Source organism: Bifidobacterium sp. LH_426, assembly GCF_056356875.1.
Genome location: NZ_JBKEVB010000013.1, coordinates 51,471 through 63,146, shown reverse-complemented (window position 1 = coordinate 63,146; position 11,676 = coordinate 51,471). Strand labels below are relative to the sequence as shown.

Below are 11,676 nucleotides of genomic sequence, written 5' to 3'. Positions count from 1 at the left end.
CGCCAGAAACGACTCGGGGGACACACCCCGGAGGAATTCCGGAACATGTCCCCCACAGCCTGATCAGGTACCCTTAATAAACCACGTCCAGCAATCGGGGCGCAGTTCAGACGAGGGGGCTGTCCGCGTAAGCGGACTGGGGGAGAGACCATGAACGTTGCGTTCCAGCTATCTCTCCCCCAGTCTCACTGCGTTCGACAGCCCCCTCGTCAGAGGGGGCCAAAGTGTGTGCTCACACCGACACTTCGGTGAGGGTCGGCTGCTCGGTGGAGGTTTTGATCTGCTTCAACCCCACGAGGGCGATCGCGAGGGAGCCGATCGCCAGGGCGGTGACGACCATGAAGCCGCCGTGCGAGCCCATGCGGTCGATGAACTGGCCGGCGATCGCCGATCCGGCGGAGGATCCGATCGAGTTCATCGCGCCCATCCACGCCATGCCTTCGGTGAGCCGCGACGGCGGCACGAGGTGCAGCATCAGCTGGTTGCCGTTGATCCACGTGGGCGCCTGGCATACGCCGATCAGCAGGTAGATGATCATGATGACCCACAGGTGCTTCGCGAACATGAACGACCCGATGCCGAGGTTCACCACCGCGAGGCAGAAGTAGAACCGCTTCCACAGTGGGATCGTCCAGTTCTTCGCGCCGTACACGAGCGCGCCGCACAGCGAGCTGATCGAGAAGCAGGCGAAGACGAATCCGGTGTACTGCTTCATGTCCGACTCGGTCGCGAACGCGATGATCGAGATGCCGGCGGCCGACTGGAACGCGCCCAGGCCGAACCACGTCACGCACACGGCGATGAGGCCCGGCCCCCAGATCGACGCCTTCCGCCCTTGCTTCGCCTCCTCGAGCGCGCGCATTGTTTCACGTGAAACGATTGACTCGTCGGTCACGCCCTGCGCGCGCAGCCGGCGTCGCGTCTCCTCGGCGGCGGTCTCGGCGCGCAGCGCCTCCGCCTTCGCCGCCTCGCGCGCGCGGTACTCCTTGCGCGAGATGCCTTCCGCCCTCGCGAGGTCCGATTGCGACGGCGGTTCGGTCGTGAGTTCCGTGAGGAACATCAATGCGCCGACAATCACGCACACGCCGGTGAACGAGAACGCGAGCAGGCCCGAAATCACAGCCAAAGTCGAGGCGAGCGGGTTGCCGATCACCCACATGCACTCGTCGAGCACGCCGCACAGCGACAGTGCGCGGTCGGTGCGCTCGCGGTCGCCTTTGAGCAGTCGCGTCCAGCGCGCGCGGCTCATCGCGCCCCACGGCGGGATCGCGGCGAGGAACGGCGTCAGACAGTACAGCACCCATTCCGGCGCACGGTTCGTGATCGACGTGGTCAGCGCGATCGCCGCGACGATCCACACGATGATCGTCGGGATCGACACCTGACGCTGGCCGAACTTATCGGTGAGCTTGCCGAGCAGCGGCGTCGCGACGGCCAGCGCGATCGCCTGGAGCGCGGTCAGCAGGCCGGCGAGCGAATAGTTGCCGTAGTAATGCTGCACGGAGATCGTGATCGTCATGCCGATCATCGGGAACGGCATGCACGCGATGACGCCGCCAATCGAATACCGTGCCGTATGCGGGATGCGCAGCAGCTCCGCATACCCGCCGAACACCTTGCCGGCGACATCCCTGATTCCGGTGATCACTGTATTGGACATACCGCACCCGCTCCTTTCCGCTCCCGATCGGATAACGTCGGCCCTCTTCGGTCGTGGCCACTCTACGCGCGCGTGCGCCGCGACACGCGGCCGTGCCGCGGTAGATTGGAATACATAGTGCGAACCGTATCGCGAACCGTTCACCGATTCCCGAAGGAGGCCGGCGATGACCGCCACCACCATCCATTTCGTCCGTCACGGCAAGGTGTACAACCCCGATCATCTGCTCTACGAGCGCCTGCCCGACTTCCACCTGTCCGACGTGGGCCGCCGCATGGCCGAGGCGACCGGCGCGTACATCGCCGCCAGCCCGCAGATGAACACCGTCTCCGCCGTCTACTCGTCGCCGCTCGACCGCACGCGCGAGACCGCCGGCGCGATCCTCGACGCGTTGAACCCGGTGCGCGAGGCGCGCGGGCAGGAACCGCTCACGCTCACGACCGACGAGCGCGTCATCGAAGCGGGCAACGAGTTCCGGGGCAAGCGCATCGGCCACGGCGAGGGCGCGCTGTGGAGGAACGGCAACTGGAGGCTCGTCGCGAACCTGTGGAAACCCAGCTGGGGCGAGTCGTACGCGCACATCGCCGCACGCGTCGGCGACTTCGCGCGCGAGAAGGTCCGCCGGCACCCCGGCGAGCAGATCATCGTCGTCAGCCACGAATCGCCGATCTGGTCGTTCCGTCATCTGCTCGAAACCGGTCACGCCGAACACTGGATGTTCCTGCGCCACACCGCGCTCGCCTCGATCACGTCCATCACGTTCGACTGCGAGACCGGCCGTGTGATGTCCATCACGTATGTCGACCCCGCCGCCGGAATCCAATAGACGCACACTAGAATCAAAGCCGATACGTGTGGTCGCTTCCCTCCCCGCGAGAGGGGAGGGTGGCCGGCGAAGCCGGACGGGTGGGGTGCCGTGCGTCGCGCACGACGGAAGGCATCGCACGCCGTCCGAAACGAAACGCAAAGGAGCATGATGACTGAACTGAACACCGCCGGAATCGCGCGCGTGGCCGCCGCGCCCGCCGTGCGCGAGGCGGCGCGCGAGGCGGCGCGCCTGATCGCGCTGTGGCCGCTCACCGACGCGATGCGCATGGACAACGACGCGAAATACGGCGAGAACCTGCAGGTGCGCGTGACGCGCGCCTTCGCCCGCATCCTCACCGGCGAGGACGTGACCGTGCCGGATGCCGAATTCGTGTACGAGGGCGCGGACGCGATTCCCGGACGTCCGCAGACGATCGTCGACGCGCTGCTCGCCGCCAACGACGCCTACGACGCGCTCGCCGACTTCTCCGACACCGGCGACGCGACGCTCGTCGACGACGTCGCCGCCGACCTCGGCATCACGTGGGACGACGCCGCGTCCGTGCGCGTGCACGCGACGCTGGACGCCGTCGAAGCCGCCGTGAACGACGGTACGTTCGACGCGGGGGAGTACGCGGTCGCCGGCGACGGTACCGGCGATGGCGGCGAGACCGGCGGCGCGGCCGAAGCCGCGGACACCGCCGGTGCCGCCGTGCCGGTCGACGACGACGCGTATGAGCCGTCGCCCGCGCTCGTCGACGCGATGGCGCACCGGTTCGCGGCCGCGCTCACCGTGTGCGACGCGCTGCTCGCCGCCGTCGAGGACGACTCCGCCACCGGGCCAGCCGCGCTGGTCACCGCCGATACACCGGTCGACGATGCCGCCGTGCGCGCCGTGCTGCCGCTGCTGCTCGTCGTCAACGAGCTGCGCGAACAGATCTCCGTGCCGCGCATCTGCCTGACCGACGTGCAGATCCGCGACCTGCTCGCCGCCCGCGCCGCCGCGCTCGCCGACGCCGCGACGGCGGCCGCGGAAGGCGCGACGACGGGCGTGGGGGACGCCGCCCTGCTCGACGCGACCGCAGCGTTCGTCGCGCCGCTCGCCGCCGCCGAATGGACGAAGCATCGCGAGGACGTGCTGTGGGACCCCGCCGAGGCGAAGAAGAAGGCGAAGGAGGAGGACGAGAAGCGCAACAAGGCCGCGCTCGCCGCCAAATTCGCGCACGTCAAGAACGACAACAAGGAGACCGTGGAACTGTGACCGCGTGATCGCGGGTACGTATTGCGGGTACGTGGTCGCGTCCGCCGTGCCGCCGCGACGGTGCATCACGACGGTGTATCGTCGCGGCGACGGTTGTCGGAACGCCGCGCGACGACTACGATGGGGTCATCATGGCGCGACGTAGCCGGCGACGAAGTCGGCCCGGAACGCCCGCATCATTCGGCAAACGGCGGAGGAACATCCATGGCATTCACCGATCGAGACCCCATCGAGATCGACGGCGAGGCGGCGGCGCAGGCCGACGCGCTCGCCAACGTGTACGGCAGCATCGACGCGCTCATCGACTACGCGACGCGACGGCTCGAACTCGACCCGCTCGACGTGGACTGGAAACGCAACCAGGTGCTCGCGATGCTCGGCCTCGCCACGTACCGCGTCACCGGCGCGACCTCCCGTGAACCGCTGACCCCGGACCGTCTGCTCGACCGGTTCCGCGACGCCATCGTCGTCGCCGGCATCTGCACGCGCGACGAGGCACCGATCGCGTCGGACGGCGTGATGGGCCTGCTCTCCGCGAACCCCTCGACCGTGGCCCGCCGCTTCCTCGACGAGGAGCGCAACGGCGGCGGCGAGGACGCGATGCGCTGGCTGTACGACTACTGCGTGGGCAACGACTCCGTGAAGAAGAGCGAGCTCGACGCGAACCCCCGATTCGACGCGCACGGGCTTGCCTTCGTCATCGACCTCGCCAAGCCCGAGTTCGCGCAGGAGGACCCCGCCTCCGGCGACGTGTCCGGACGCTACCCCGCGTGCGGGGCGTGCCACGAGAACGAAGGCTACGCGCCGCGCGGCCGTCGCACGCTCAGGACCGTGCCGCTCACGCTCGGCGGCGACGATTGGTTCTGGCGGTTCAAGCGCTACGGCATCGTCCGCCAGCATGGCGTGTGCGCGAGCATGGAGCATACGCCGCTGATCGCCGACGCCGACATGTTCGCGCGCCTCATCGATTTCGTCGACCGGTTCCCCGGCCACTTCATCGGCTGCGACGCCGCGTCGGCGCTCCGTGGCGGCACGGCCGCCGTGCACGAGCACTACGAGGGCGGCGCCGAGCTCCTGCCGCTGCATCGCGCCGAGGCGGCGGCCACGTTCGCCGTGCCCGGTTCGTCCGACGCGGTCGTGGAGCTCCTCGACTGGCCGGGCACCGCGGTGCGCGTCGTCGCGCAGTCGGCCGGTACGGCCGTCTCCGCGTCCGAGCGCATCCGCGCCGCGTGGGTCGAGGGCGAGGGCGTTTCCGCTGGTGCTGGTGCCGGTGCCGGTGAGGGAGTCGTCCGTGACGGGGCGTCGGTGTCGGCGAGCCTCATCGCGACCGATCGCGGCTACGAGATGAACCTCATCCTGCGCGACGCCGCGTCCGGAACGGACGGCGACGTGGCGGCGGGGGAGTCGGCGCAGGCGATCATCGGAACGGATGAGATCGGACTGGCCGGCATGCAGGGACTGTTCGTGGTGCCCGGACGTCTCGCCGACGAACTGGGCGTGCTCGGCGACGCGGCTGGCGCGGCAGGCGTCGCGGGCGTCGCCGGTGCCGCGGCCGGAACGGTCGAGGCGGCGCGCGACGAACTCGGCGCGACGTGCCGTCGCATCCTCGCCGGGACCGCCGTCTTCGCCGCAAGCGGCGACGCGGCGGACTTCCTCACTTCCCTCGGCTTCGCGCGCACCGCGCAAGCCGAGGCGTGAGGCGGCGTGATATCACGCGATGCCACGTGACGTCGCGTGATATCACGCGGCATCGGACGCGTGACGCCGGACGCGTGGGACCGACGGTCACGCGCCCGGGTCAGGCCAGAGCCTTGTCGAGCAGCTCGTCGATGGCCTCTTCCCGGGTGAGATGATGCGCTTGGGCGTAGATGAGGATCTTCTCCTCGCGGGTGAGTCCGGATTGTGCGAGGCTGTCGCTGAGCGCTTGCCGCGTGTACTCGCTCGGCGTCACCTGTCGGGCCTGCGCGGCGGTTTCCACCAGACGCCATAGCGCATCGGGGATACGAATGGTATGCGCCCTCATGTCGGACTTGCTGGGTGGAAACGGATCGGCTTCCCGGTCGAGCGAGGCATCCGCAAAGCCCTTTTCGGCCTCCTGCGCCCACCGTTCGACCATGTCGTCGGTGATGGGTGTTCCGTCTTCGGCGATGTATTGCGTCATGCTCTGCTCCATTCCTTGAAGAACCCCTTGGTGAGATAGTTCGCATGGATGATCAGTGGTTCCGGGTCGGCCGTCTTCACGTACACCAGTTCGATGAGACGCTGCTGCTGGTCGAATCCTATGGCCGCCCATCGGGGTGGGTCGGCGTCCCGGTCCCGGCTGCGGATGCGCGCCGGACCGATTCGTGTGATGAAGGCGGATTCGATCTGGCTTCGATCGATGTGGTGTGCATGCAACGCATGCGGATGAATCTCGATTCGCGGTGGTTGTTGTTCATTGTAATCGAGTGTATGACGATTGTCATACACTCGACCGGCGCTGTCGCGGCCGTCATGTCGGTCATCATGCGTCATCGTCATCGTCTCCTGCATCGGCTCGTATGTTTTGGCGCGCGTTTGTTCGGGTTGTGCCCGTCGGGCGGTGACGGGCATTGCGGGTGGCTGCCGATGGTAGGTCCGCCGGCGGGGAAAGTCCACGATGGTGAGGATGCGGTGGGGAAGTGTGGATGGCACGGTTGACGATTACGGAGTGGGGGACGGCTTGGTGCGGAGCGGGAGGTCGGCGCATCCCACGCGTCCGGCACGCGCGGCACAATAGGGGACTATGACTGAAGCCGAACACGCGAACGAATCCGCGAAAAACCACAAGCCCGAACTGCCGAAGGACGTGCGCGTCCGATTCTGCCCGTCCCCGACCGGCACCCCACACGTCGGCATGATCCGCACCGCCCTGTTCAACTGGGCCGAGGCGCGCGCCACCGGCGGCAAGCTCGTCTTCCGCATCGAAGACACCGACGCCCAGCGCGACAGCGAGGAAAGCTACAACCAGATTCTCGAATCCCTGCGCTGGCTGGGCATCGACTGGGACGAGGGCATCGACGTGGGCGGCCCCCACGGCCCGTACCGCCAGTCCGAGCGCACCGACATCTACAAGGACGTCGCCGCCAAGCTGCTGGCCGCGGGCTACGCCTATGAATCCTTCTCCACGCCCGAGGAGATCGAGGCCCGCAACGTGGCCGCCGGCCGCCCGAAGGCCTTCGGCTACGACGGCTACGACCGTGACCTGACCGAGGAGCAGAAGGCCGCCTTCCGCGCCGAAGGCCGCAAGCCCGCGCTGCGCATCCGCATGCCCGACGAGGACATCGCCTTTGACGACCTCATCCGCGGCACCATCGAATTCAAGGCCGGCTCCGTGCCGGACTACGTGATCGTCCGCCCGAACGGCGATCCGCTGTACACGCTCACCAACCCGGTCGACGACGCGATGATGGACATCAACGTCGTGCTGCGCGGCGAGGACCTGCTGAGCTCCACCCCGCGCCAGATCGTGCTCTACCGCTACCTGATCGAGCTGGGCATCGCCAAGCAGACCCCGCTGTTCGGCCACATGCCGTACGTGATGGGCCAGGGCAACAAGAAGCTCTCCAAGCGCGATCCGGAATCCAACCTGTTCAACCACCGCGACGCCGGCTTCATCCGCGAGGGCCTGCTCAACTACCTCGCGCTGCTCGGCTGGTCCATCGCGCCCGACCGCGACGTGTTCTCGATGGACGAGATGATTGCCAAGTTCGACGTGCGCGACGTGAAGGCCAACCCGGCTCGCTTCGACCTCGACAAGGCCATCTCCATCAACGCCGAGCACGTGCGCATGCTCGAGCCCGAGGACTTCCTGCGTCGCTCCGTGCCGTACCTCAAGCGCGACGGCGTGGTCTCCGCGGATTCGTGGGATGCGCTGACCGCCCGCGAGCAGGAGATCCTGACCGCCGCAGCGCCGCTCGTCCAGACGCGCGTGCGTCTGCTCGGCGAAGTCGCCGGCATGGTCGGCTCCCTGCTGTCGACCGACGAGTACATCGAGCCGGACGACGGCGCCAAGAAGCAGCTCAAGGATTCCGCGCCGGCCGTGCTCGACCTGGCGATCGCCGCGTTGGAAGGCGTCTCCGAGGGCGATTGGAAGACCGACAACCTGCACGAGACGCTGAACAAGGCGCTCGTCGAGGAGGGCGGCTACAAGCCGCGCCTCGCCTTCGGCCCGGTGCGCGTCGCCATGTCCGGCCGCCGCGTCTCCCCGCCGCTCTTCGAGTCCATGGAGATCGTCGGCCGCGACCTGACGCTTGCCCGTCTCAAGGGCCTGCGCGCGCATCTGTGATGCGTCTGTGACGCGTTCCGTGTGGGCCTTGTATATAGGTTCGGTGACGGTGTGAGGTCGTGACGCCACGGCTCGTGGGAATCGAAATCGCCCCGCTCTTCGATGAAGAGCGGGGCGATTCGTCGTTCGCCTGAGGTGTTCGCCTGAGGATGCCGCCAAGGCGGATGGTAGAAAGCGGTTACAAAAGAGTTGTCAACCAAGGAGTCACAATGTGACACGCCGATGTTGACGAAGTCGGACGGCTCACGTATATTAATCACTCGTTGCGGTTCGCCGCAGCGGGTGAAAACACCGAAAAATGAATACGCCCCCATCGTCTAGCGGTCTAGGACTACGCCCTCTCACGGCGCCAACACCGGTTCAAATCCGGTTGGGGGTACGGACAGGAAGGACCCCGGCTCATCGAGTCGGGGTCCTTCGCGTATGCACCCGCATCTCTCGGGCTGCTGTTCATCGAACCGTCTGGCGGCCGTTCGTGATGCTTGCCTGTATCCCCATTCTCTTCTCGGTATGTTCGCAACGATGCCGTCTGGTTCGTCCTGTCCGTTTCGTTCGTTCCTTCCATCGTGAATGTGCGATGGCCGCGTCCGGAAAGGCGGGGGAGTGCATGGAGGCCGACATGTCGTCCGTCATCCTCTCCTAGGTGCCACAGTCCGGGGGCCCAATCCGCCTTCTTTCATGAAAAAGACGCCGCAATCGCAAGGCGGCGGGCGGTATCGGACGCTGTGCGCGATGTGCAAAACCGTTGGAAATACTGGCGACACGCCGTAAGTTGCGCACGTACCGGCATGCGCGTATATTAATCACTCGTTGCGCGGTTCACAAAGAACCAAACAACACGGCAGAAATGTCGGATAACAGAATAAGCCCCCATCGTCTAGCGGTCTAGGACTACGCCCTCTCACGGCGCCAACACCGGTTCAAATCCGGTTGGGGGTACGACGCGGAACTCTTCGGAGTTACACGCCAGCCAAATTGGGGTGTGGTGTAATTGGCAACACAGCTGATTCTGGTTCAGCCATTCTTGGTTCGAGTCCAGGCACCCCAGCCAATGAAAACCCTCGCGCAAGCGAGGGTTTTCTTGTTTTTCCTTCCCATTCATCCCATGGTGCGGTAAACCACTCATGGTGCGGTGTCAAGAAACGGCGGTATTCCGCGGTTGTGAAGGATATGTGTTACCGCACCATGGGAACGACCGCGCCGTGGCGTCGCGTGGCGTCCATATGAGCTGCGCATCGGCGCATTACAGTAGGAGTCATGACGGAAAACACACGTGCGCCCGAGGGCATGTCTTCAAGGCCGAGGATCAAGCCGGCGGAGGCGGGGGACACCCGTCCCCTGTCCGTGTCCGCCCGCCTGGGGCGGCTTCAGTTCCACCATTCCGGCAAGTTCCGTGTGCTGCAGGTCGCTGACATCCAGGACGGCCCGAAGATCGCGAAGGACACGATCCGGCTCATCGAGGCGAGTCTCGACGCGGTCCGCCCCGATCTGGTCGTCTTCACCGGCAACCAAGTCGCCGGCTATGATCCCGCGTTCGCCGAGACGTTCCGCAAACGCCGCTGGAGCGTCACCGCCGGCAGCGATATCGACGCCGATATCGACACGTCCGACGCCGAAGCCGCCAACGCCGCCGCCGAGGCGCACGAGCGTACGCGCGAACTGGTGCGTGGCGCGATCGCCCAGTTCCTCGCGCCACTGATCGAGCGCAAGGTGCCGTTCGCCGTCACGTACGGCAATCATGATTTCCAGTGCGGCCTGTCGAACGCTGAACTCGACGCCATCTACCGCGAGTTCCCCGGCTGCGTGAACCCGACGCCCGGCGTCGAGGCCGACGTGCTGTCGGCGCACACGTTGCTGCCCGATCAGGTCGTCTACCCGCATGCGGCCGGTACGTTCGCGCTGCCCGTCGCCGACGAGGCGCACAAACGCACGGTGCTGGGCCTCGTCGTCCTCGATTCGGGCGACTATGCGCACGGCGGCGGGTTCGCCGCGCCGACGGACGACGCGCTCTCGTTCCTCGCGCGCGTGCCGTCGGCGATCGGCGCGCGGTCCGTCCTGTTCCAGCACATGCCGTTGCCGGAATACTATGACCTGCTCACGCCCGTCACCGCGACCACGCCGTACGCGATGCAGGGGTACCGCGAGCACGCCGCGCGGTATTACGTTCTGGACGAGGGGAAGGTGCGTCCCGGCGGCTATCTGGGTGAGGGCATCAGTTGCCCGGATACGTCGCGTGAGTTCGCGGTATTGCGCGGCGATGACGCGACGATGCGTGCGGTGATGGATGATGCGGATGCGGATGATTCCGGTGTGATCGGGGAAGCCGGTTCGGATGATTCCCGTGCCGAGGTGTTTCCTTATATAGGGGTGGCGACCGGTCATGACCATCGCAATTGGTTCGTCGGCGAACTGGACGGCGTGATGATGGCGGCGACGCCGACCTGCGGATTCGGCTCGTATGGGCCCGCGCCGGCGAAGCGTGCGACCAGGCTCATCGAATTCGACATCCGGCATCCGTATGAGCCGCGCACGCAGCTGTTGGAGTTCGGCGAGCTCGTCGGCAAGCCCAGTTCGAAGAAGGCGTACACGTACGCGTTGAACGCGAAGCCCCCGCAGGACGGAGAGGGCGACGACCTGCTGCGCAAGCCCACGATATGGGAGCAGCTCAAGGGCCTGTTCGCGTGAGTATGCATTGGCCCCCTCGCCAGAGGGGGCCGAGTAGGGTCTGTTGCCGGCTCAGCGGCCGGAGGAGGCCTTGATGAGGGCTTCGGTCAGGTATTTGCCGGCGGCCATCACCAGCGGCGCGTAGCGGCGGCCGGGGGCGTTGCCCATACGGCCGGACGGGCCGGAGATGGAGATCGCGGCGATCACCTGGCCGGAGGCGTTGCGGATCGGCGCGGAGATCGAGCACACGCCCTCCTCGCGCTCGTTCACCGACTCGGACCAACCGCGCTTGCGGACGGCGGCCAGCTTGGTCGCGTTGAACTTCGCGTGGCGCAGGCCCTGATGCATGCGCTCGGAATCCTCCCAAGCGAGCAGGATCTGCGCGGCGGAGCCGGCTTCCATCGAGAGCATCGCGCCCACGGGAATCGAATCACGCAGACCGGAGGCGCGCTCCACGGCGGCGATGCACACGCGCTGGTCGCCCTGGCGGCGGTAGATCTGCGCGGATTCGCCGGTACGGTCGAGCAGCGTCTGGAGGATCGGGCCGGCGGCGGTGAGGAGTCGGTCCTCGCCGGCGGCGGCGGCGAGCTCGGCGAAACGGGAGCCGAGCACGAAACGGCCGTGCTGGTCGCGCAGCACGAAGCGATGGCGTTCGAGCGCGATCGCGAGTCGATGGGCGGTCGGTCGGGCCAGACCGGTGGCGGCCACGAGCTGGCCGAGCGTGGAGGGGCCGGTCTCAAGGGCGTCGAGAATCTTCACGGTCTTGTCGAGCACGCCGACGCCGGAATGCACCTCGCCGTCGTTCTGCTCGGCGGCCTGCGCGGTGGCGGGGGTCTTGTCGTCGGTGGTGTCCTGCTCGGCGACCGGCTCTTCGGCCACAGCGGTATCTGAGTGCATGGAAGTCATGGTTTCCGTTTATACCATCTCACATAGTGAAATGCCAAATCGGGGCAGTGTACCACGTGACGAACGCCGCAT

9 protein-coding genes and 3 tRNA genes are annotated in these 11,676 nt (G+C 66.7%); 8 read left to right on the top strand and 4 right to left on the bottom strand.

Translation table 11 applies throughout. The annotated features are described in order from the left end of the window. Positions 1-232 precede the first annotated feature (232 nt). Positions 233-1,660, bottom strand: coding sequence for an MFS transporter (locus AC1AYD_RS10545; protein WP_476545163.1), 1,428 nt, complete (start codon positions 1,658-1,660; stop codon positions 233-235). A 166-nt stretch (positions 1,661-1,826) separates the two neighbouring features. On the opposite strand from AC1AYD_RS10545, the gene AC1AYD_RS10540 reads away from it, so the two are divergent. From AC1AYD_RS10540 to AC1AYD_RS10530, 3 genes are all read left to right on the top strand, one after another. Further along, the gene (locus AC1AYD_RS10540) at positions 1,827-2,486 is read left to right on the top strand and encodes a histidine phosphatase family protein (RefSeq protein WP_476545161.1); all 660 of its coding nucleotides are present in this window, start codon (positions 1,827-1,829) and stop codon (positions 2,484-2,486) included. 147 nt (positions 2,487-2,633) lie between these two features. Next, the gene (locus AC1AYD_RS10535) at positions 2,634-3,728 is read left to right on the top strand and encodes a hypothetical protein (protein WP_476545159.1); all 1,095 of its coding nucleotides are present in this window, start codon (positions 2,634-2,636) and stop codon (positions 3,726-3,728) included. Positions 3,729-3,932: 204 nt separating this feature from the next. After that, positions 3,933-5,426 (top strand): UDP-glucose--hexose-1-phosphate uridylyltransferase, encoded by a 1,494-nt coding sequence (locus AC1AYD_RS10530; RefSeq protein ID WP_476545157.1) that lies wholly within the window; start codon positions 3,933-3,935, stop codon positions 5,424-5,426. 100 nt (positions 5,427-5,526) lie between these two features. Here the strand turns inward: AC1AYD_RS10530 and AC1AYD_RS10525 are convergent, their stop codons facing one another. Then, positions 5,527-5,889, bottom strand: a complete 363-nt coding sequence (locus tag AC1AYD_RS10525; RefSeq protein ID WP_476502946.1) for a hypothetical protein — start codon at positions 5,887-5,889, stop codon at positions 5,527-5,529. Beyond that, complete coding sequence (locus tag AC1AYD_RS10520; RefSeq protein WP_476502945.1) at positions 5,886-6,260, bottom strand: hypothetical protein; 375 nt, start codon at positions 6,258-6,260, stop codon at positions 5,886-5,888. Before AC1AYD_RS10520 ends, AC1AYD_RS10525 begins: the two co-directional genes overlap by 4 nt. A gap of 232 nt (positions 6,261-6,492) precedes the next feature. Between AC1AYD_RS10520 and gltX the strand changes: the two genes are divergently transcribed. The 5 genes from gltX (at position 6,493) to AC1AYD_RS10495 (ending at position 10,719) form a co-directional block, all read left to right on the top strand. Then, positions 6,493-8,034: a glutamate--tRNA ligase gene (gene gltX / locus AC1AYD_RS10515; protein WP_476502944.1), complete on the top strand. Its 1,542-nt coding sequence runs from the start codon at positions 6,493-6,495 to the stop codon at positions 8,032-8,034. Positions 8,035-8,340: 306 nt separating this feature from the next. After that, positions 8,341-8,413, top strand: a tRNA-Glu gene (locus tag AC1AYD_RS10510). Positions 8,414-8,900: 487 nt separating this feature from the next. Then, positions 8,901-8,973: transfer RNA gene (locus tag AC1AYD_RS10505), tRNA-Glu, on the top strand. A gap of 37 nt (positions 8,974-9,010) precedes the next feature. Continuing rightward, a tRNA-Gln gene (locus AC1AYD_RS10500) sits at positions 9,011-9,085 on the top strand. 206 nt (positions 9,086-9,291) lie between these two features. Beyond that, positions 9,292-10,719, top strand: a complete 1,428-nt coding sequence (locus AC1AYD_RS10495; protein WP_476545155.1) for a metallophosphoesterase — start codon at positions 9,292-9,294, stop codon at positions 10,717-10,719. 51 nt (positions 10,720-10,770) lie between these two features. On the opposite strand, the gene AC1AYD_RS10490 is transcribed toward AC1AYD_RS10495, so the two are convergent. Then, complete coding sequence (locus tag AC1AYD_RS10490) at positions 10,771-11,604, bottom strand: IclR family transcriptional regulator (RefSeq protein WP_476545154.1); 834 nt, start codon at positions 11,602-11,604, stop codon at positions 10,771-10,773. Between the last annotated feature and the right edge of the window lie 72 nt (positions 11,605-11,676).